Annotated in this window: 16 protein-coding genes and 1 pseudogene; 16 read left to right on the top strand and 1 reads right to left on the bottom strand. The window is 35.7% G+C overall.

What is annotated here, in order from left to right; genetic code table 11:
- The 4 genes from pcp (at position 1) to L6651_RS04810 (ending at position 4031) form a co-directional block, all read left to right on the top strand.
- Positions 1–642, top strand: coding sequence for a pyroglutamyl-peptidase I (gene pcp, locus L6651_RS04825; RefSeq protein ID WP_237036865.1), 642 nt, complete (start codon positions 1–3; stop codon positions 640–642).
- Positions 643–1282: 640 nt separating this feature from the next.
- Positions 1283–1576: a transposase gene (locus L6651_RS04820; protein WP_237036857.1), complete on the top strand. Its 294-nt coding sequence runs from the start codon at positions 1283–1285 to the stop codon at positions 1574–1576.
- 11 nt (positions 1577–1587) lie between these two features.
- Complete coding sequence (locus tag L6651_RS04815) at positions 1588–2433, top strand: IS3 family transposase (protein ID WP_237036856.1); 846 nt, start codon at positions 1588–1590, stop codon at positions 2431–2433.
- A 611-nt stretch (positions 2434–3044) separates the two neighbouring features.
- Positions 3045–4031: an MsnO8 family LLM class oxidoreductase gene (locus L6651_RS04810; protein ID WP_237036864.1), complete on the top strand. Its 987-nt coding sequence runs from the start codon at positions 3045–3047 to the stop codon at positions 4029–4031.
- 589 nt (positions 4032–4620) lie between these two features.
- On the opposite strand, the gene L6651_RS04805 is transcribed toward L6651_RS04810, so the two are convergent.
- On the bottom strand, positions 4621–6306 hold the full coding sequence (locus tag L6651_RS04805) for a M3 family oligoendopeptidase (RefSeq protein ID WP_237036863.1): 1686 nt from the start codon (positions 6304–6306) through the stop codon (positions 4621–4623).
- Between the two features lie 551 nt (positions 6307–6857).
- On the opposite strand from L6651_RS04805, the gene L6651_RS04800 reads away from it, so the two are divergent.
- From L6651_RS04800 to L6651_RS04745, 12 genes and pseudogenes are all read left to right on the top strand, one after another.
- Positions 6858–7862: an ABC transporter ATP-binding protein gene (locus tag L6651_RS04800; RefSeq protein ID WP_237036862.1), complete on the top strand. Its 1005-nt coding sequence runs from the start codon at positions 6858–6860 to the stop codon at positions 7860–7862.
- The gene (locus L6651_RS04795; RefSeq protein ID WP_237036861.1) at positions 7859–8827 is read left to right on the top strand and encodes an ATP-binding cassette domain-containing protein; all 969 of its coding nucleotides are present in this window, start codon (positions 7859–7861) and stop codon (positions 8825–8827) included. The genes L6651_RS04800 and L6651_RS04795 overlap by 4 nt, the downstream gene beginning before the upstream one ends.
- Complete coding sequence (opp4B, locus tag L6651_RS04790) at positions 8805–9764, top strand: oligopeptide ABC transporter permease (protein WP_237036860.1); 960 nt, start codon at positions 8805–8807, stop codon at positions 9762–9764. The genes L6651_RS04795 and opp4B overlap by 23 nt, the downstream gene beginning before the upstream one ends.
- 10 nt (positions 9765–9774) lie before the next feature.
- Positions 9775–10674 carry an ABC transporter permease gene (locus tag L6651_RS04785; protein WP_237036859.1) on the top strand — a complete coding sequence of 300 codons (900 nt, stop codon included), beginning with the start codon at positions 9775–9777 and terminating at the stop codon, positions 10672–10674.
- Between the two features lie 51 nt (positions 10675–10725).
- The gene (locus L6651_RS04780; protein WP_237036858.1) at positions 10726–12564 is read left to right on the top strand and encodes an oligopeptide ABC transporter substrate-binding protein; all 1839 of its coding nucleotides are present in this window, start codon (positions 10726–10728) and stop codon (positions 12562–12564) included.
- 542 nt (positions 12565–13106) lie between these two features.
- A complete protein-coding gene (locus tag L6651_RS04775; RefSeq protein ID WP_237036857.1) occupies positions 13107–13400 on the top strand; it encodes a transposase in 294 nt (97 codons plus the stop codon).
- 11 nt (positions 13401–13411) lie between these two features.
- The gene (locus L6651_RS04770) at positions 13412–14257 is read left to right on the top strand and encodes an IS3 family transposase (RefSeq protein WP_237036856.1); all 846 of its coding nucleotides are present in this window, start codon (positions 13412–13414) and stop codon (positions 14255–14257) included.
- 558 nt (positions 14258–14815) lie between these two features.
- Positions 14816–16336, top strand: a pseudogene (locus L6651_RS04765) (helicase HerA-like domain-containing protein).
- A 49-nt stretch (positions 16337–16385) separates the two neighbouring features.
- On the top strand, positions 16386–17822 hold the full coding sequence (locus L6651_RS04760; protein ID WP_237036855.1) for a pyridoxal phosphate-dependent decarboxylase family protein: 1437 nt from the start codon (positions 16386–16388) through the stop codon (positions 17820–17822).
- A 100-nt stretch (positions 17823–17922) separates the two neighbouring features.
- Positions 17923–18858, top strand: coding sequence for a glycosyltransferase family 2 protein (locus L6651_RS04755; protein ID WP_237036854.1), 936 nt, complete (start codon positions 17923–17925; stop codon positions 18856–18858).
- Between the two features lie 1474 nt (positions 18859–20332).
- Positions 20333–21262, top strand: a complete 930-nt coding sequence (locus tag L6651_RS04750; protein ID WP_237036853.1) for an ABC transporter permease — start codon at positions 20333–20335, stop codon at positions 21260–21262.
- A 1-nt stretch (position 21263) separates the two neighbouring features.
- Positions 21264–22289: an ABC transporter permease gene (locus L6651_RS04745; protein ID WP_237036852.1), complete on the top strand. Its 1026-nt coding sequence runs from the start codon at positions 21264–21266 to the stop codon at positions 22287–22289.
- The last annotated feature ends 8 nt before the right edge of the window (positions 22290–22297 follow it).

Here is a 22297-nt window from a genome sequence, read left to right as displayed (position 1 = left end):
ATGAAAATTTTAGTAACTGGATTTGACCCATTTGGCGGTGAATCTATTAACCCAGCAATTGAATCGGTAAAGAAATTACCGGATGAAATTAAGGGAGCGGAAATAATTAAGTTAGAAATTCCTACAGTAATTGGAAAATCTGTTAATAAGATTAGAGAAAAGATTGAAGAAGTTAACCCCGATGTGGTACTATCCATTGGACAAGCAGGGGGAAGACCTGACATTACAGTGGAAAGAGTTGGAATAAACTGCGACGACTGCAGAATTAAAGACAACGAAGGTAATCAACCAATTGACGAAAAGGTAGCAGAAGATGGCCCAGCGGCATATTTTTCAACTCTACCAATAAAGGCAATGGTTGAACATATTAAAGAAGGAAAAATTCCAGCATCAGTTTCAAACACTGCAGGAACATTTATCTGTAACCACGTTCTTTATGGAGTTTGTCACATTCAAGCAACAAAATACCCAAACATGAGAACTGGATTTATTCACATTCCATTCTTACCAGAACAAGTTACTGATAAGAAGAACATGCCATCAATGGCACTGGATACAATTGTAAAGGCGTTAGAACTTGCAATAGAAGCAATTGTGGAAAATGATACAGATATAAAAGTTACTGGAGGGAAAACACACTAAAGGAAGGGGAGGAAAGCAAAGCTTTCCTTCTTTTTTTATTTTTTCTTATTTTCTAGGGCAATGCCCTACGAGGTTTGATGCCTGCCGGCACTGTCATACTGAGCGAGCGAAGCGAGTCGAAGTATCTCGAGATTTTCTTTGAAAATCTCGGCAAAAGTCTCATAATATATTATTTTGTAGGTCGATGACCTACTACCATTTTATTACTAATCCACTTTCTCGTTTAACCAAGGGGAGAACTAAGAAACCTTTTCGTATGGTTTCTAACGTTCTCCCCTTGAAATCCCCTCTTCCTTACCTTCCAAACGATTCAGGACTGGCCGTCCTGAAAACCTGCATAGTAAGAGGAAGAAAATCTTGTTGGATTTTCTTGTGTTTTTATAGTTGTATTTCGTAAGTTTTTCATCTTTCCTAGAAATGTTAGTCCCTCGCCATGTCATTCTGAGCGGAAGAGAATGGTATAATGAAATCATATACATCGCTAATGACAGACTAAATGATTTGCTGGCTCTTAAATTCTAGTTTTTTCAAAGAACCCGTCAAGGATCGCTTCGCTTTTCTCCTTGACAGAACCTTTAGAAAAAACTTCATAACAATTAAGAGCAAATCATTTTAATTACAAAATAGAAGGGAAAATTAAATGTCAAAATTAAAAAGAAGAACATTCTCTCAAGAATTTAAAATCAAAATAGTACAACTTAAGCTTTTAGGAAACATGAAAACATCAGAAATATGTAAAATGTATGACCTAGATAGACAAACAATCCATAGATGGGTTGATGAATATAATAAACATGCTGAAATAGGAATGTCTGGAAAAGGAGTAGTTCCAGGACGAGATCTTGAAATATATCAAAGATTAAAAGAACTTGAAATGGAGAATGAAATATTAAAAAAAGCCGAGGCATACTTTGCGAAGAAGAAGATAAGATAGTAGACTTTGCGGTGGAACATCTAACAGAATATCCAGTGCGCATAGTATGCCGAGTATTGAATATTAATGAGCAAAGATACTACTACAGAAGAAAAAACCCTAGGAAACCAAGATATACTGAAGAAGAAAAAAATCTAGTTAAAGAAATGTTCATAAAGCATAATAGAAGCTTCGGAAGAAGAATGCTTAAAGTGTGTCTACAAAGGGATAATATAGTTTTTTCAGAGAAGAAAATAAGTAACATTATGAAAGAACTAGGGCTAGTAGGTAAATATGGTAGACCTAGAATAAAGAACGTATATACATGTGAAGAAACTAGTGAAAAATACGTATCAGAAAACATATATAACGAAATGCCAGAAGAAGAACAAGATAAAGTAAATGCTTGGGCAATAGACTTTACAGAACAAAAAACAGCTGAGAAAAAGGTATATACTTGTGCAATAATAGACATAAAAAGGAAGGTGCTTGTAGGAAACAAACAATCATTTAAAATGGATGCACAGTTTGCGGTTGACACATTAGAAGAAGCGATAAGAAAGTATGGTAAGCCAGATATGATACTTTCAGATAGAGGACCACAGTTCACAAGTAAGTTGTTTCAATCAACTTTAAAAGAAAATGGGATAATTAGCAGTATGTCCAGACCATATAGACCAGTAGATAATATATTCATAGAAACATTCTTTAAGAGCATGAAAACAGAAATAGGGTCAGTGAAACATTACACTGTAGAACAATACAAGATGATAGTAGAATATTGGACTAATTATTACAATACTGAAAGACCTCATAGTTCAATAGGATATTTGACTCCGCATGAGTGTTTTTATGGGAAGCAAAGTTTTTGTCATTAATTTTAAGAGATTTATTTGAAAAAGGGGTACCATTTTCGAAATTTTTTTGGCACAAAAAAATTGAAGTCGAAGAATCTCGGACAGTTTCTAATTGGAAACTGTCCGTTTAAGTTTCCTGATTTGTTATCTAGTGTGTTACCCTACGACCTTTTTATTTCTATTATAGTCATTCGTTTATATGCCTTGCGGCATGTGTTACAAAGTTTTAAAAACTTTGAGTAATCATACTTAACAAAATTTTCATTCCTATTCTCAGGGTAAGGATGAAGGGGATTGCGATTTCCCCTCATATCCTTACCCTGAAACCCGAACCTTTTACACCCTTAAAACGCTTGGGGATACCCCAAACCCCATTTAAAGCTGTAGAAAATCTTGTTGGATTTTCTTGTGTTTTTATAGTTGTATTTCGTAAGTTTTTCATCTTTCCTAGAAATGTTAGTCCCTCGCCATGTCATTCTGAGCGGAAGTGAGTGGTATAATGAAATCATATACATCGTTAATGACAGACTAAATGATTTTCTAGCTCTTAAATTATAGTTTTTTCAATTAAAAGAGTATGGGATAATTAATAACTCACTATATTGGGTAAATGTAAATAGAAAGGAGTTATTATGACAAAAGTTTCAATTTTAAATTTAATACCAAAATTCAGGGACGAAAGTCAAATTGATGCCATAAATAGAGCAGTTTCTTTGGCACAATTTGCTGACGATCACGATTTTTCTAGGTACTGGCTGGCAGAACACCACAACAGCCCAGCAGTTTTAGGTGCCGCCACAGATCTAATGATTGGCCACATTTTAAATAATACAAAGAGAATTACAGTTGGGGCTGGCGGAGTAATGCTTCCCAACCACACGCCATTTCAAGTTGTCGAAAGATATGCGACCCTTAATATTCTCCACCCTGGCAGGGTTGACATAGGCATCGGCCGTGCACCTGGCACAGATATGAAAACGGCAGAATTAATTTATAGAAATATTTATAGAGAAGAAGATTTTAAAAAGGCTATCCAGGAAATGCAAATGTATATGTCTGATGATGCATGGAATTTAGATGTGGCACCTTTTCCAGGAGCTGGCTCAAAAATTCCTCTAACTATACTAGGCTCATCGGAAACCTCTGCCCACATAGCAGCAGAGCTCGGTCTACCGTATTCTTTTGCTGGCCACTTTGCACCAAATACTATTGGTTATGCCCTTGGCATTTACAGAAAAGAATTCAAGCCTTCAAAATATCTGGATAAACCTTATGTAATGCTTGGCACTTCTGTTAACATTGCAAAGACCAAGAAAGAAGCGGAAGTTCTAAAGAAGCACGCTGAAAATATTTCTCTGCAATTTATCAGAAAAGAACGCAAGGAATTTATGAAACTAGATCCTGACAATGAGCCTGAACTCACGTCCATGGAAAAATTTGTCCTTAGAACTTCCAAGGGTCTATCCATTGAAGGCGACATTGATGAAGCATCAAAAACTTGGAAGCGCATCAAAGAAGAGTACAAGCCAGACGAAGTTATCGGAGCGTCCTATATACCAGAAACCGATGTTCTCATAGATAATTACAAGTACTTTGAAGAAATAATTTTAAACGGATAAAATATTAAATAAATTATGCACGCATATGCGTGCATTTTTTATACTTAGATTGTAAATTAGAGTTTTTGTTTGTTATGACTTATTTGCAAATACTAGGTCAAATGTCGATCTCGTTTCACTTTCCTATAGGAAAGTGTCAGAAGGCGACCTCGAGATTTTCTTTGAAAATCTCGGCAAAAGTATCATAATGTGTTTTGCAAAGTTTTAAAAACTATGAGTAATCATACTTAACAAAATTTTCATTTCTAATCTCAGGGTAAGGATGAAGGGGATTGCGATTTCCCCTCATATCCTTACCCTGAAACCCGAACCTTTTACACCCTTAAAACGCTTGGGGACACCCCAAACCCCGGTGAAAAATGAAGAAAATCTTGTTTGATTTTCTTTTAGTGCTTCGGCACTATTATTAGGAATATTGCTACCGGTATTGTCATTCTGAGCGTAAAAAATTTCTGTAAGAAATTTTTGAAGTCGAAGAATCTCGAGAGTTTCTTTTAGAAACTCTCGTTAAGCCACGACATGCATTTCTCTAACTTCTCACCTCTAAACATATACTTCTCATAAAAAAAGATGCCAACTGGCATCTTTTTTATGATATCTTTTCTTTTAATTCCTTTAAAATCTTTTCTAGTTTTGGTTTTATTTCATCAAGCACGTCTGTTGTCATTGGGTTTTTAAGTTTTCCAATTTCAATTAGGTTAAAGAATGACTCTTGTCCACCGGCTTTACATAATGTTATATATTCGTCTAAGGTCTTCTTTGGATCTTCCAGTGATTTGATTAAATATTCAAATGCTAGAACTTGTGCCAATGTGTAGTCAATATAGTAGAATGGCGCTGAGAACACATGTCCCTGTGTAAACCAATATCCACCTTTTTCTAAGAACTCATTGTCATAGTCTAGGTCTGGTTGGTAAAGCATTTCAATTTCGTGGAATTTCTTTCTTCTCTCTTCCGGTGTTGCTGTTGGGTTTTCGTATACCCAGTGTTGGAAGTGGTCGATGGTAACTCCATATGGTAAGAATGAGATTGCTCCTTTTAGATGTGCAAATTTAAATTTGTCTTCGTTTTCGAAGAAGTCTTTCATCCATGGCCATGTTAAAAATTCCATTGACATTGAATGGATTTCGCAAGCTTCGTAGGTTGGCCAAATGTATTCTACAATCTCTTTGTCTTGTGACATGTAGTTTTGGAATGCGTGGCCTGCTTCGTGGGTTACAACTTCCACGTCGCCCTTTGTACCGTTGAAGTTTGCAAATATAAATGGTGCCTTATATGCATCAAATGAAGTGCAGTAGCCTCCGCCCATTTTGCCAGGTTGTGCATTAAGGTCCATTAGGTCGTTGTCGATCATAAAGTTGAAAAACTCTCCCGTTTCTTTTGAAAGCTCTTCATACATGTGTTTTGCCTTTTCAACGATGTAGTCCTTGTCGCCCATTGGTCTTGGTGTTCCGTCTTTGAATTCAATTGGCTTGTCGTAGAACTTAAAGTCTTCTATGCCAAGGCCTTCTGCTTGTATCTTGTGTAGTTCTACAACTAGTGGTGTGATATTTTTAAGAATTTTTTCTCTGTAGTTCTTAACTTCTTCTCTTGTGTAGTCTGTTCTTGAAAGTTCTTTATATCTAAATTCGATATAGTCCTTGTATCCAAGGGCAACAGCCATCTCGTGACGTACCTTTACCATGTCGTCATAGATCTTGTCAATTGTTTCCATGTTTTCTTTAAAGAAGTTCCATCTTGCGTTGTATGCAGCCTTTCTTCTTTCTCTATCGGTATCTTGAAGAAGTGGTCCCATTTGTGTCAGTGTATAAGTTTTACCTTCAAATTCTATTTCTGAATTTGCAATTAGGTTGTTGTACTGACTAATTAAATTATTTTCTTTTTGTAAATATGGAATTGCCTTTTCTTCTATTACAAGTGAACATTCTAGTAGGTCAAGGTAGTGTTTACCAATTTCTCTTTCCACATCGTCTTTATATTTTGAGTTAAGGATTACTTTTGCAAGTTCTGAGTAGTAGTTTGACATAACTGGACTAACTTCGTCCCAGTAGTCATTTTCTTCTTTATAGAACTCATCTCTCGTGTCGATGGAGTGTCTAACGCTTACTAGTGAGTAAGCAGTTCCAATCTCTTTTTCGAATTTAGAAAATTCTTTGATTGTGTCAACAAGCTCTTGTCCGCTTGTTGCGTTTTCCATCTTTTCTTTAAATGACTCATACTTTTCTTTTATATCTTCAAGTTTGGGTCTTTCATATTTCATTTCATTAAATTTCATTCTATCCCTCCTGTTTCTATATTAAATTACAGCGCTGAGAAATTCAAGTGACTTTGTACTATTGTTTAATATTGTTCTAGACAAGATTGCTTTTGTCTGTTATCATATTAATATAAACGAGCATAGGATAAAAACTATGCAAGTATAATTCAATTGTGATAATAAAACAAAAGTGATGTGAGAATTTATTCATTTTATCTGCATAAATTTTTTTGCAGGTACGATGATTTTTTTAATTATAAAGCAGAGAAATTTTCTTTTTTTAGGCATTAAGCCTTAGTAATTGGGAAAGGTTTGAAATATGGTTAAAAAAAATTTGCCACTTGAGAAAGCTTTATGTTATCATAATAGAAATAAGTAAATTCTTGTAAGGATTTTGAATATCTTTGCAGGAAAAAAATTTTAATCATCAATGCATAAAGTTATAAAATCTTTAATCTTTATGAAAATATGTGATGAATTTTGGTAAAAAACTTTAGTAGATGTATTCTTAAGATGAATAAAGTTTTTTATTAAATATTACAGACCCGCAAGGGTGGAATGGAGAAAATATGGAGAAGAAAAAACTTTTAGAAATCAAAGATCTTCATACAGCCTTTCGTATCGACGGTGAATACTACGATGCGGTGGACGGTGTGGATCTGGATCTTTATTCTGATGAAGTTCTTGCCATAGTTGGTGAATCTGGTTGTGGAAAGTCAACCATAGCTACTACGGTGATGGGCCTACACAACATGGTCTACACTAAGGTTAGTGGTGAAGTCATATATAATGGAGAAAATCTTCTTACTTATGACGAAAAGAAGTTCACTGAAATACGTGGTGGAGAAATTGGAATGATATTTCAAGACCCTCTTGCTTCTCTAAATCCTCTACATAGGATTGGGGAACAAATTGAGGAAGCTCTTATTTATCATACTAAGCTGAATAAAGAAGAGAGAAAGAAAAAAGCTATCGAACTTTTAGACAAAGTTGGGATAGAAAACCCGGAAAGATGTTATAGACAGTTTCCTCATGAACTATCTGGTGGTATGCGTCAGCGTGTTATTATTGCCATTGCACTTTCATGTAATCCAAATGTGCTTATTGCAGACGAACCTACAACTGCTCTTGATGTAACTATACAGGCACAAATCCTAGATCTTATTAATAAGTTAAGAAAAGAAATCAATGCAGGAATTATTTTAATTACTCACGATCTTGGTGTTGTTGCTCAAACTGCTGATAGAGTTGCGGTTATGTACGCTGGTCAACTTGTTGAAATAGCACCGGTGGAAGAGCTATTTAACAACCCTCTTCATCCTTATACAAGATCTCTACTAAACTCCGTGCCACAGGATGATGCGGTGGGAGAAGATCTTCATGTTATTCAAGGTATGGTTCCATCTCTTAAGAACATGCCTAAGACTGGATGTAGATTCTCTTCAAGAATCCCATGGATTCCAGCGGAAGCCCACGAAGAAGATCCGGTACTTCATGAAGTATCAGAAGGTCACTTTGTAAGATGTACTTGTTACAAGACTTTCTATTTTCCAGGGGAAGAGGTGAAGGAATGAGCTTTTTAGAAATTAAAGATCTAAAGATACATTACCCTATAAGGGGAGGCTTCTTTAACACTATTCAAGACTATGTTCGTGCTGTTGACGGCGTGAATATGACTATAGAACCTGGAAAGACCTATGGACTTATTGGAGAGTCTGGTTCTGGAAAATCTACAATTGGTAAGACAATTGTAGGCCTTGAAAAGATAACTGACGGAAGTATCATCTATAACGGGGAAGATGTTTCAAATAAAAAAACTAGAAAAAGAATAAAATTTAATAAAGATGTTCAAATGATTTTCCAAGATTCTGCATCTTCACTAGACCCTAAGAGAAGGGTTTTAGATATTATTGCAGAACCCCTTGATAACTTTGAAAAGACATTAACTCCTGAGGAGAGAAAGAAAAGAGTTCTTGAGCTACTTGACATTGTAGGTATGCCTCATGATGCACTTTACAAATATCCTCACGAGTTCTCTGGTGGACAAAGACAAAGAATTGGTGTAGCAAGGGCCGTTGCATTAAAACCAAAGCTAATCATAGCTGACGAACCGGTTTCTGCACTGGACCTTTCAGTTCAAGCCCAAGTTTTAAACTACATGAAAAATATTCAAGAGGCTTTTGGACTTGCCTACCTATTTATTTCCCATGACTTAGGGGTTGTAAAGCATATGTGTGACTACATCTACATTATGCACAGAGGTAGATTTGTTGAACAGGGCAATAGAGATGTTATCTATAAAGAACCTGCTCACATTTACACCAAGAGACTTATAGCTGCCATTCCTCAAGTGAACCCAAATATTAAAAAAGAGGTTCAAGCCAATAGAATTGCAGTTGAAAAGTTATATCATGAAGAAAAAGGTGATTATTATAGTCCTGAAGGTAGGGTTTACGACCTTATTGAAGTAGGAGAAGATCACTATGCAGCAATAAAAGACAAGGGGGTATTGTACAATGTGGAAAACAGTATTGCGTAGAACTTTAATTATGATACCTCAGCTATTTATACTTTCTATATTTGTGTTTGTACTTGCAAAGTTCATGCCTGGGGATCCGTTCACAGGAATGATAAATCCTCAAACACCACAATCAAGGCTTGAGGAACTTAGGGAAAAGGCTGGGCTTAACGACCCAATACCAACACAATATGTAAGATGGTTAAAGAATGCAGTACATGGCGACTTCGGTAAGTCATATACAATGAAGATGCCTGTAAATAGAGTTATTGGAGCAAGGGCACAAAACACTTTCTGGTTAGCACTACTATCAATGATATTGATGTATGCAATCGCTCTTCCTCTAGGAATTATTGCGGGGCGGAAAAGCGGCACGAAGGTGGACCAGGCCATTAACCTGTATAACTTCTTAACCCTATCCATACCGGGCTTTGTAATGTACTTGGTTTCACTTTTAATCTTTGGTTATAGATTAAAGTGGTTCCCAACTGGTGGAACGGTTTCAATATCTGCTGGAACAGGTCTTTCATACATTGGTTCAAGACTATACCACATGTTATTACCTGCTCTATCATATGCACTAATTGCAACAACAGGTACAGTGCAATATTTAAGAAATGAAATTATAGATGCAAAGACTCAAGACTATGTAAGAACAGCAAGGGCAAAAGGGGTTCCTACAAAAAAGGTGTACAGCCACCATATTTTTAGAAACTCACTACTTCCAATTGCAGCTTTCTTCGGTTTCCAAATCACAGGACTTCTTGGAGGTTCAGTAATGATTGAAACTGTATTTGCATATCCAGGAATGGGTTCTTTGTTCATAGAGAGTATAACCTCTAGAGACTATTCAGTTATAACAACCCTAGTGTTGTTATATGGACTACTAACACTAATGGGTTCACTTCTATCTGACATCATTATGACCATAGTTGACCCTAGAATAAGGATAGACTAGGGGGTGCAATATGGAAAAAACAATGAAGAAAAAACCAGAAGTTTCAGAGAAACCAATGGGTTTTAAAGTTATAGTAAACGAAGTTAAAAACGATAAAATTGCACTGGTATCATTCTTTTTGCTTTGCATTTTAATAATAGGACTAATTGTATCAAGAATTGTTTTAGATAAAAAAGCTGTTATGGAAGTTGATATATTCAACTCCTATGCAAGACCGGGAGAAGAAGGATTTATCCTTGGTGCCGACAAAGGTGGAAGGGATATTCTAGGACAACTTCTTCTTGGTGGTTACACATCGGTACAAATTGGATTTTTAGTAACAGTGATCACAACGGTACTTGGTGTAACAGTTGGACTTATAATCGGTTACTACGGTGGAATGGTGGACAATATAATCATGAGAATTATAGACTTTTTACAAGTTCTTCCAGTAACCATGATAATAATCGTACTTGTAACAATTATTCCAAAATACAACAAATGGAAATTTGTTCTTATAATGTCGGCGTTTTATTGGACAGGGGTGGCAAGGCTTGTAAGATCAAAGTCACTTTCTGAAGGAAGAAAGGACTATATATCCGCTTCAAAGACAATGGGAACACCACCATTAAAGATAATGTTTGGAGAGATACTTCCAAATATAGGTTCAATAATAATCGTTGACAGTACACTGGCATTAGCTGCAAATATAGGTATTGAAACGGGACTTACCTTCCTAGGATTCGGTTTACCACTAAAAGAGCCATCCCTTGGAACTTTAATCTCATACGCAAAAGACCCAGAAGTTATTGCAGATAAGCTATATATATGGGTTCCGGCGGTGCTTTTGGTACTTGTATTCACCCTATCTATAAACTATGTGGGACAAGCTCTAAGAAGGGCTGCAGACGCAAAACAAAGAAGGGTTTAATTAGTTATTTTTCATGCTTAGCATGTAAAAAATAAAAAAAGGAGTGTAGAAATGAAAAAATTTACCAAAGTGTTAGCATTAACATTGGCAGTTGGAATGTCGCTAACAGCATGTAAACCTGCAGACAGTGGAAAAACTGGTTCTACTGGCGCAGGCAACACAAACTCAACTGAAGTTGTAAGCAAGGACAACGGCGAATCCAAAATCAATTGGGACGTTAAGAGTCTACCTGTAGAGAACGAAGGGGAACCAATTGAAGACGGTATTCTTGAATATGGTCTAGTATCAGATTCACCAATTAAAGGTGTGTTTGACGCATCACTATACAGTGATCAAAACGATAGTACTGTTATGGGACTAATGAATGGTGGAAACCTATACGATTCTGATGACAGTTTCCGTATAATTTCATCTGACAGAGTTGAAATAAACTATGATCAAGATGCAAAGACAGTTACTTTCAAGTTAAATCCAGATTTAAAATGGAACGATGGTACACCAGTTACAGCTATGGACTTAGCTTATCCATACTACATCGTTGGACATAAGGATTACACTGGAGTTCGTTATGATAAGACAGAAGACGAAAGAATCGTTGGTATGAAAGAATATCATGAAGGAAAAACTGATAAGATTGAAGGTATAACTACACCAGACGATCACACAGTTGTTGTTCAATACACTGAACTTACACCTGCAACTCAATGGGGTTCAGGACTTCGTGTTGACCTATCACCATATCACTATCTAAAAGATATTCCTATAGGTGAACTAGAAGAATCAGACCAAATTCGTGTTAAACCACTTTCAGCTGGACCTTACTACATTTCAAACTATGTACAAGGACAAAAGATTGAGCTTTCAGCAAACGAACACTACTACAAAGGAAAACCTAAAATCGCTAAGATAAACATTGAAGTTGTTCCAGTATCAAACGTAGTATCTGCAATGAAAGCACATAAATACGACATGATTTCTTCAGTGCCATCTAAATCTGTAGACGAATTACAAGATGTTCCAGGATACCAAATGGTAGGAACAGGTGACTTCTTCTATAGTTACTTTGGATTTGCACTTGGACACTATGACAAGGAAAAGGGAGAAATCACTACAAATCCAGACGCTAAAATGGCGAATGTTAACCTAAGAAAAGCTTTAGGATATGCAATTGACCAAAATGCTATCGCTGAAAAGTTCTACAAAGGACACAACGAATTAGCTAAGTCAGTTACACTTCCTATCTTTACAGAATTCTACAACAACGACATTGAAGGATATGTATACGATCCAGACAAAGCTATGAAACTTCTTGATGAAGCTGGATACAAAGACGTTGACAACGACGGATTTAGAGAAGATCCAAATGGCGAACCTTTCAGCATCAATCTAGCTATGATGTCAGGTGGAGATACACAAGAACCACTTTCACAATACTATCTACAATGTTGGGAAAAGATCGGTATCAAGGCTGAACTTGCAACAGGTAACCTAATAGAATTTAACTCATTCTATGATAAACTTGAAGCAGAAGACCCTGGAATCGACGTATTCGCAGCAGCTTGGGGAGTAGGAACAAACCCAAGTCCAAAAGAAACTTATGGAAATAGTGCAGCATTTAACATGTCAAGATATACTTCTGACAAGTTACAAGAAGCTATTGACAGAATTACAAGTCCAGAAGCAGCAGACCCAGAATTCATGGCTCAAGCTTACAAAGACTTCCAACAAATAGTATTTGATGAAGTACCTGCAATTCCACTACAATGGAGAACAGGATGGCAAATGGTTAATAACCGTGTGCTAAACTATGACGCAGGTTATGGTAATGGTGAAAAAGTTACTAACTCAGGAGACTGGGCAGTATCAGCAGAAAAACCATTAGACAAATAAGAATTGAAAAAATGGACCTCAAGCATTGCTTAGGGTCCTTTTTTTTGCCTTTAAAAAGGCAGCAAACAATGGTGTTGTTATGTAGGGCAATGCCCTACTACCTTGTTATTTCTAATAAAGTTATTCATTCTATACCAAAGGGCGAGGGACTTAGGAACGTTTCGTATGTTCCTATCCCTCGCCCTTTTAAACCCACACCCTGCACCTCCAACGATTCAGGACTGGCCGTCCTGAAAACCTGCTTAGCAAGAGGAAGAAAATCTTGTTGGATTTTCTTCTGTTTTTTTAGTTTTGTTTTGTATGTTATCTTTTTACGAAATGTGATAGCCCCACGTGTGTCATTCTGAGCGAAAGAGAATGGTATAATGAAATCATATACATCGCTAATGACAGACTAAATGATTTGCTGGCTCTTAAATTCTAGTTTTTTCAAAGAACCCGTCAAGGATCGCTTCGCTTTTCTCCTTGACAGAACCTTTAGAAAAAACTTCATAACAATTAAGAGCAAATCATTTTAATTACAAAATAGAAGGGAAAATTAAATGTCAAAATTAAAAAGAAGAACATTCTCTCAAGAATTTAAAATCAAAATAGTACAACTTAAGCTTTTAGGAAACATGAAAACATCAGAAATATGTAAAATGTATGACCTAGATAGACAAACAATCCATAGATGGGTTGATGAATATAATAAACATGCTGAAATAGGAATGTCTGGAAAAGGAGTAGTTCCAGGACGAGATCTTGAAATATATCAAAGATTAAAAGAACTTGAAATGGAGAATGAAATATTAAAAAAAGCCGAGGCATACTTTGCGAAGAAGAAGATAAGATAGTAGACTTTGCGGTGGAACATCTAACAGAATATCCAGTGCGCATAGTATGCCGAGTATTGAATATTAATGAGCAAAGATACTACTACAGAAGAAAAAACCCTAGGAAACCAAGATATACTGAAGAAGAAAAAAATCTAGTTAAAGAAATGTTCATAAAGCATAATAGAAGCTTCGGAAGAAGAATGCTTAAAGTGTGTCTACAAAGGGATAATATAGTTTTTTCAGAGAAGAAAATAAGTAACATTATGAAAGAACTAGGGCTAGTAGGTAAATATGGTAGACCTAGAATAAAGAACGTATATACATGTGAAGAAACTAGTGAAAAATACGTATCAGAAAACATATATAACGAAATGCCAGAAGAAGAACAAGATAAAGTAAATGCTTGGGCAATAGACTTTACAGAACAAAAAACAGCTGAGAAAAAGGTATATACTTGTGCAATAATAGACATAAAAAGGAAGGTGCTTGTAGGAAACAAACAATCATTTAAAATGGATGCACAGTTTGCGGTTGACACATTAGAAGAAGCGATAAGAAAGTATGGTAAGCCAGATATGATACTTTCAGATAGAGGACCACAGTTCACAAGTAAGTTGTTTCAATCAACTTTAAAAGAAAATGGGATAATTAGCAGTATGTCCAGACCATATAGACCAGTAGATAATATATTCATAGAAACATTCTTTAAGAGCATGAAAACAGAAATAGGGTCAGTGAAACATTACACTGTAGAACAATACAAGATGATAGTAGAATATTGGACTAATTATTACAATACTGAAAGACCTCATAGTTCAATAGGATATTTGACTCCGCATGAGTGTTTTTATGGGAAGCAAAGTTTTTGTCATTAATTTTAAGAGATTTATTTGAAAAAGGGGTACCATTTTCAAAATTTTTTGGTACAAAAAATTGAAGTCGAAGAATCTCAAGAAAATAAATATAAAAACTAGAAACAAATAAAAATGAAAATAAAAACCTTATAAAACAAATCCATAAAAATAGAAGAAAATCCAAAAAGATTTTCTACATCTTACAATGGGGTTTGGGGTATCCCCAAGCGTTTTAAGGGTGTAAAAGGTTCGGGTTTCAGGGTAAGGATATGAGGGGAAATCGCAATCCCCTTCATCCTTACCCTGAGAATAGGGAAAATAATTTTAGTAAAATAAAAATTAGGTAAGTTTATAAAACTTAATGACTATGCCGTAAGGCGAAAACTTTTGATTTAAAGTTTTTTAAAACTTTCTTCCTATTTTCCCCCTTGGTAGAATTAAATGATAAAATATAATAGAAATAAATGGTAGTAGGACAACGTACTACAAAACAAAAATAAAATTTTCATAAAAAGTTTTTTAAAACTTTTCCCCTTCCTTTTTAATGATATAATAACCTTAAAGGGCGAAGGAGGCATTATGGATTTATATTTAGGTAAGGGAGATAATAACTTTAATTTACTAAGTGACAAACTGAACCAGCATGGTATTATTTCTGGGGCGACGGGCAGTGGAAAGACCGTTACTGTAAAGGTTTTATGTGAAGAGCTTTCGAGCCTTGGTGTGCCAACTTTTATCAGTGATGTTAAGGGAGATATAATTAATCTTTCTAAGGTTGGAACTGCCAGTGAAAAGCTAAATGAAAGACTACAGACTTTAGGTTTGTCTGATTTTGAATATAGAAACTATCCTATTAATATTTGGGACATATATAAGGAAGAAGGAATTCCTCTTAGGGTTACTGTGTCACAGTTTGGTCCTGTGCTTTTATCTGAAGTGCTGGAACTAAATGAAACTCAAGAAGGCGTTTTAAATGTTTTATTTAGGGTTGCTGATGAAGAGGGTCTTTTACTTTTGGACTTCAAGGACTTAACTCAAATGCTTGACCACTTAAGGAGAAATTCTAAAGAGATTTCTGAAAAGTATGGAAATATTTCAGGTTCTTCCATTGCTGCAATTCAAAGAAAACTACTTGTTCTTGAGGAAGAGGGGGCAAATGAATTCTTTGGAGAAACTGCCGTTGATATAAAGGACTTTTTAACAAAGGACGAACTGGGAAATGGATTTGTAAATATACTTAATAGCAAGAGGCTAATGCAAAAGCCAAGGCTATACTGTGCATTTTTAATTTATCTTTTCTCTGAGCTTTTTGAAATACTTCCTGAAGTAGGTAATCCTGAAAAACCTGTTATGGTATTTTTCTTTGATGAAGCTCATTTAATATTTAATAATATTTCAAAGAATTTATTGGAAAAGATTGTGACCGTTGTTAGGTTGATTCGTTCAAAGGGTGTGGGAGTTTTCTTTATAACTCAAAATCCTCTTGATATTCCAAATGAAATCTCCGCGCAACTTGGCACAAAGATTATTCATTAACTTAGGGCCTTTTCACCAAAGGAAGCAAAGGCTGTTAAGGTTATTTCCGAGTCTCTACGACAAAGGGAAGGCGTTGACACCATGGACGAAATATTAAATCTTGGAGTTGGGGAAGCTGTTATACAAACCCTTGACGAGAAAAACACTCCAACGGAAGTTGAGAAGGTCATTATCAGACCACCACATAGCTCCTTTGATGTAATTTCAGCCTCTGATTTACAGTATATAGTTTCAAACTCTGATATTTTTGAAAAGTATAGGGAGACCATAGATAGAGTCTCAGCCTATGAAATCTTGTCTGAAAGGCTAAAGGAAGAGGAAGAAGAGCAAAAACAGGCAGAACTTGAAGAAGAGAGAAGAAAACAAGAGGAACTTGATAGAAAAGAAATGGAAAGAATGGAGAAGGAAGCGGAAAAAATTCGCAGACAGGAAGAACGCGAGAGAAAAGAAAAGTACAAATACGTTGACAAGACTGTAAACTCCATCTTAGGAGCCTTTACAAGGCAAATTGGAAGAGAGATGGCAAGGGGAATCCTTGGTTCATTTAAAAGAAAGAATAGGTAGGATGACCCCACTATTTAACTAGTGGTATAATCCTATAGGGAGGGATAGAATGGAAAATCAAAGAGATGAAAAAGAGATTTTATACGATTGGCAGGAAGCTAAAGAAATTTTAGCAACTCTAATGCCAAAACTACTTGATAATCAAGAAAATGTTAGGGATTTTGATATAGATAATCCCATACCTTTAGACAAAGAAGATGAAATTAAAAATATAGAATTTGGAGAAGATCCAAGGGATGCCCATGAAGTAATCGACCAGATGCACGATTTAATTTACAGATATTCAACAAAGCAAAGTCATCCAAAGTTCTTCTCATTTATACCACTGGCACTGTCCCCAGCGTCAATAGTGGGAGAGGTTATTAACTCAATCTACTCTCCATATGGCGGGTCACATGTGCTTTCAGAAGGTGTTGCAACTGCACAAAAGTGGCTTATTAACTGGATGGGAGAAAATATAGGATATCCTGTAAAAGAACTTGGTGGACTATTTGTGTCCGGCGGATCCATGGCAAACCTAACTGCATCAGTTATTGCAAAAAATGAAAAGCTAAAAGATGAAGAGATTTTAAAGGGAACTGTATATATTTCAGACCAAACCCATTCATCAGTAGCAAAGGGCTTTCACATAATGGGAGTGCCTCTAAAAAATATCAGAAAAGTTGAAACAGACGAACTTTTCAGAATAAAACCAGATGTACTTAGAGCGCAAATGAAAAAGGATAAAGAAGAAGGATATATTCCGTTTTTAATTGTAGGAACTGCAGGAACTACAAACACAGGCTCAATCGACCCTCTAGATGACCTTGCAGACATTGCGGAAGAATTTGACGCATGGCTTCACATTGACGGCGCATATGGTGCAACGGGAGTGCTTTCATCATACAAACATCTGTTTAAAGGCATCGAAAGAAGTGACTCAGTAAGCTGGGACGGACATAAGTGGCTTTTCCAATCATACGGATGTGCAGCGATTATCTGTAAAGACAGACTTGCAATGACAAGAACCTTCAACGCAAACCCAGAGTACTTAAAAGACGTTGCCGCAGATGACTCAAAAGTAAACTTCTGGGATATAGGAATAGAACTAACATCGCCAGCAAGGGGAATGAGACTTTGGTACACATTACAAAGAGTTGGACTAAAGGGAATGAGAAGTGCAATCGACACAGGTTTTGAATCTGCAAAGTACTTCGAAGAACTATTTAAAGAGGAAGACTATTTCGAAATAGTTTCACCGGCAATGCTTTCATGTATCAACATTAGATATTACAATGAAAAGTATTCAGAAGAAGAACTAAACGAAATTAACCACAAACTCTCCGAGATGGCTACAAAGAGAAATAAATCAATCTACTACACAACACAACTTAGAGGAAAGACTGTACTAAGATTTTGTGCAATCCATCCATGCCTTACAAGGGAAGATATAAAAGAGGTTGTGGAAAATATAAAGAATGATATAAAAGAATTAGCTTTAGAATAGAGACGGGTGCAATGCACCTGTTTTTTTGTGGAATAAAGAGCATGATAATGGAAAAAGCTTACAAAAACTGATATAATTAAACTTTGAAAGGGGAGGGACTATGAAGAGAGTTTCAGTTATAATGCCCACATGTAAAAGAGAAGTTCCATATATAAAAAGGGCAGTAGAATCTTTGCAAAATCAAACATATGAAAACTTGGAGATTATTATCATAGATGACTCTCCTAAAGATTATGACAGAAGGCATGAGATTAAAGAATACATAGAACAACTACATGACGACAGAATTATATATATACAAAATGAAGTGAACCTTGGTGGAGCTTTGGCGAGAAATGTGGGAATTTTTAAAGCCACTGGAGATTACATAACATTTTTAGATGACGATGATATGTATAAAGAGGAGAAGGTTTCGAAGCAGGTTAAGTTTATTGAAGAAAATGACTATGATTTAATTTTTTCAAACATGGAAATTAAAAATGCAAAAGGTGCCGTTATAGACGTAAGGGACTATCATGATATTTGGTCCTTTGAAAATAGCGAGCTATTAAAATATCACATAATGCGCCATGCAACGGGAACACCAACATATATGTTCAAAGCGGAGAAACTTAAAGAGATTGGTGGTTTTGACCAGGCCATAATGGGGCAAGAGTTTTACCTAATGCTAAAGGCCATCGAGAATGGATTTAAAATAGGTTACCTTGACGAGTACGACGTGGTGGTGTTTAGACATAAGGGTGAAGCCATTTCCACAGGAAGAAATAAAATAAAGGGCGAAAAGATTTTACAAGAAAAAAAGAAAAAGTATTTTCACCTCTTAACAAAGGAGCAAATACGATTTATAAATATGAGGCACTATGCAGTGCTTGCAGTAGCCAGTAAGAGAAATAAAAAGTATCTTTCATTTATTGGGTACTCACTGGTTTCCTTTACAAAAGCGCCAATAGCCTGTATAAAAGAAGCCTTTAAATTTATGAGGACGGTTATAATAAATAGAATAACACTGAAAAAGGGAAAGAAAAAGGAAAGCTAAAGGCTTTCTTTTTTGAATTTTTTGAAAAAATTCAAACTAAAAACTTTTTTTATTTTGTAGGTCGATGACCTACTACTTTATTCGTTTCTACTCTAATTTCTCTTTTAACCAAGGGGAGAACTAAGAAACCTTTTCGTATGGTTTCTATCGCTTTTCCCCTTGAAATTCCCTTTTTCTTACCTTCCAAACGATTCAGGACTGGCCGTCCTGAAAACCTGCTTAGAAAGAGGAAGAAAATCTTGTTGGATTTTCTTCTAATTTTTAGTTTTGTTTTGTATGTTTTTTTTACTCGAAGTTTGATAGCCCAACGTGTGTCATTCTGAGCGAAAATTTTTACGAAGTAAAAATTGGAGTCGAAGAATCTCAGATGCTTTTTCTTTGAAAAGCATCTGCTAAAGTTACCTGATTTGTTATCTAGGATGTCACCATACTACCTTTTTATTTCTATTATAGTCATTCGTTTTATATGCCTTGCGGCATTGTTATGTAGGGTAATGCCCTACGACTTTTTTATTCCTATATATGTTTTCTTTTTATTCTACCAAGGGGGAAAAGGCACCGTTTCGTACGGTTCCTATCCCCCTTGAAAACCCCCTTTACCTCCCAACGACTTGGGGATATCCCCAAGACCCCTTTTAATAAAGTTGTAGGAAAGCTAAGGCTTTCCTGCTGTGCCTTCGGCACATAATGTATTTTGTACATCTTCTACCTAGGAATATCATACCCAGTCGTGTCATCTTGAGCGAAAAAATTCCGAAGGGATTTTGTAGTCGAAAGATCCCGAAATTTTCTTTGAAAATCTCGCAAGAGCTTCAAAATGTGTTTTACTAAGTATTACAAACTTACCCAATCCTTATTCTACTAACATTTTCTTTCTTAATCCCAGGGTAAGGATGAAGGGGATTGCGATTTCCCCTCATATCCTTACCCTGAAACCCGAACCTTTTACACCCTTAAAACGCTTGGGGATACCCCAAACCCCAATGTAAGCTGAAGAAAATCTTGTTGGATTTTCTTCTGGATTTATATTATGTTTTGTATGTTTTCTTTGTACGAAGCCAATACACCTCGCCATGTTATTCTGGGCGAAAAAATTTTTGAAAAAAATTTTGTAGTCGAAGAATCTCAAAAATCGACAGCTTTTTGTTTCAACTTCTAACGTCTAATCTTTTATTTCTCTTTACCTAAATCTCATGCTTTTTATACTTCCAAAAACTCATTTTTTAAGCAAACTACGCAATTAAGTCTGTTTTAAATCGCAAAATTTTACAAAAAATTTGATAAATTTCAATAAATTTCCGAAAAACTTGTAAAATTATTTTAAATTGTTTTGAAAATATTTTTGTTGCTACACCTATGAAAACGTTACAAACACTATTATTTCAATACTTAGCACTGCAAAACTTTATTGTTTTAAAATGCTTGCAATTTACATTAATAAAGTGTATAATTGTACGAAATAAGGAGGTCATTTATGGTAAAGTATATTTTCAAGAGAATTTTACAAGCTATTGCCGTTTTGTTTTTGGTAACTTGTATTACATTCTTCTTAATGAAGCTTGTACCCGGTTCGCCTTTCGCAAGTGAAAAGGCACAGTCACCGGAAGTACTGGAAGCTTTGAACAAAAAGTATGGACTTGATCAACCGTATCTTGTTCAGTTAAAAAAATTTATTACAAATGCATTAAAAGGAGAGTTCGGTGTATCTTTGAAGATGCAAAAGGACAGACCTGTAATGGACATTTTAAAGGAGATGTTCCCAACTAGTGCAAAGCTAGGTCTAATTGCTCTGACATGGGCAACTATAGTTGGGGTTTCTTTGGGAAGTTTGGCAGCTTACCACAGGGGAAAGAAATTGGATTCCTTTTTAAGGGTACTTACTACAATTGGTATTTCTGCTCCTGGTTTCGTAGTTGCAACTCTTTTACTTTTACTCTTTGGGGTTAAGTTAAAGGTTCTTCCTACCATGGGACTAAATGGTTTTAAATCTTATCTAATGCCATGTTTCTCCCTTGGATTTTATTCAATGTGTTATATTGCAAGGTTATCGAGATCTTCCATGCTTGATGCAATGAGTCAAGACTATATAAGAACTGCAAGGGCAAAGGGTGTTAGTGAAGGAAAAATTCTTTTCAAACACGCTCTTAAAAATGGTTTTATTCCGGTTCTTACATATTTAGGGCCACTAACTGCTGGAATCATAACTGGTTCAATGGTTGTTGAGTCAGTATTTTCCGTGCAAGGACTGGGAAGATATTTTATAAACTCAGTATTAAATAGGGATTATCCTATTATTATGGCAACTACATTATTCTTTGCTTCATTAGTAATCTTCATGAATATGGTGGTTGACATTCTATATAGATTTATAGACCCTAGAATTGATTTGTCGAAGGGGGATTAATATGGAAAACTTTCTAAGTTTAAACTCTAAGCTTAAATTAGAGGAATATGAATTTACTGAAGATGACTTTGAACTTGCATCTTCTGAAGCTAAGGAAAGCTTCATGACCAAGGCTCCTTCAACATCATATTTTCAAGATGCTTTAAGGCGCTTAAAGGAAAATAAAATAGCTATGGTATCTTTAGGGTTCATAGTAATTATATTTTTATTTGCATTCATTGGACCACTGTTTGTAGAAGGGGACTACACCACTCAGTTTAGAGGGGACGAAGATTTATTTCCATGCGCAAGATATCCATTTGGTACTGACAAATTAGGTCGTGACATAATGGTTCGTACAATGTATGGAACTAGAGTTTCTCTTATTGTAGGTCTATTTGCATCACTTATAGTACTTATTATTGGAACAATTTATGGATCAATATCTGGTTACTGTGGTGGAAAAGTTGACGCGGTGATGATGAGAATTTTGGATTTAATCTATTCAATTCCAGATGTTTTGGTGGTAATTTTATTATCCATTGGGATATCACAACCGATGAAGTCTTACGTAAATAGTTCCACTTCAGCTATTGCGAAGAAGGTTGCAACACTGGGGCCAGCTCTTATTTCAATATTTATTGCCTTTGGTCTACTATACTGGGTAGGAATGGCAAGAATTATAAGAGGGCAAGTGCTTATGCTTAAGAAGCAAGAGTTTGTTACTGCAGTAGAAGCCCTTGGTGGATCTAGAAAGAGAATTATAAAAAGGCATTTATTCCCGAACTGTATCGGTCAAGTTATTGTTATGACCGCTATGCAAATACCGTCAGCCATATTCTTGGAATCATTCCTATCATTCTTAGGGATTGGTGTTTCTGCACCGATGACATCTCTAGGAGCCATGGCGGCGGATGCCCTTGGAGGAATTTACTCCTATGCATATAGGTTAATAATACCTTCAGTAATACTTAGTTTGATGATACTGGCGCTAAATTTATTTGCTGATGGACTAAGGGATGCCTTAGACCCAAGACTTAAAAAGTAGGTGTGATT

The sequence above is a fragment of the Mediannikoviicoccus vaginalis genome, from assembly GCF_928097925.1.
Classification (GTDB): Bacteria; Bacillota; Clostridia; order Tissierellales; family Peptoniphilaceae; genus Mediannikoviicoccus; species Mediannikoviicoccus vaginalis.
The sequence above is the reverse complement of the archived record's forward strand: the minus strand, read 5'-3'. Positions and strand labels throughout refer to the sequence as shown.

Excerpts from the sequence above, each read along its gene's own strand:
- pcp (WP_237036865.1), top strand. The coding sequence starts at position 1 with ATGAAAATTTTAGTAACTGGATTTGACCCATTTGGCGGTGAATCTATT.
- L6651_RS04820 (WP_237036857.1), top strand. The coding sequence starts at position 1,283 with ATGTCAAAATTAAAAAGAAGAACATTCTCTCAAGAATTTAAAATCAAA.
- L6651_RS04810 (WP_237036864.1), top strand. The coding sequence starts at position 3,045 with ATGACAAAAGTTTCAATTTTAAATTTAATACCAAAATTCAGGGACGAA.
- L6651_RS04805 (WP_237036863.1), bottom strand. The coding sequence starts at position 6,306 with ATGAAATTTAATGAAATGAAATATGAAAGACCCAAACTTGAAGATATA.
- L6651_RS04800 (WP_237036862.1), top strand. The coding sequence starts at position 6,858 with ATGGAGAAGAAAAAACTTTTAGAAATCAAAGATCTTCATACAGCCTTT.
- L6651_RS04795 (WP_237036861.1), top strand. The coding sequence starts at position 7,859 with ATGAGCTTTTTAGAAATTAAAGATCTAAAGATACATTACCCTATAAGG.
- opp4B (WP_237036860.1), top strand. The coding sequence starts at position 8,805 with ATGTGGAAAACAGTATTGCGTAGAACTTTAATTATGATACCTCAGCTA.
- L6651_RS04785 (WP_237036859.1), top strand. The coding sequence starts at position 9,775 with ATGGAAAAAACAATGAAGAAAAAACCAGAAGTTTCAGAGAAACCAATG.
- L6651_RS04780 (WP_237036858.1), top strand. The coding sequence starts at position 10,726 with ATGAAAAAATTTACCAAAGTGTTAGCATTAACATTGGCAGTTGGAATG.
- L6651_RS04775 (WP_237036857.1), top strand. The coding sequence starts at position 13,107 with ATGTCAAAATTAAAAAGAAGAACATTCTCTCAAGAATTTAAAATCAAA.
- L6651_RS04760 (WP_237036855.1), top strand. The coding sequence starts at position 16,386 with ATGGAAAATCAAAGAGATGAAAAAGAGATTTTATACGATTGGCAGGAA.
- L6651_RS04755 (WP_237036854.1), top strand. The coding sequence starts at position 17,923 with ATGAAGAGAGTTTCAGTTATAATGCCCACATGTAAAAGAGAAGTTCCA.
- L6651_RS04750 (WP_237036853.1), top strand. The coding sequence starts at position 20,333 with ATGGTAAAGTATATTTTCAAGAGAATTTTACAAGCTATTGCCGTTTTG.
- L6651_RS04745 (WP_237036852.1), top strand. The coding sequence starts at position 21,264 with ATGGAAAACTTTCTAAGTTTAAACTCTAAGCTTAAATTAGAGGAATAT.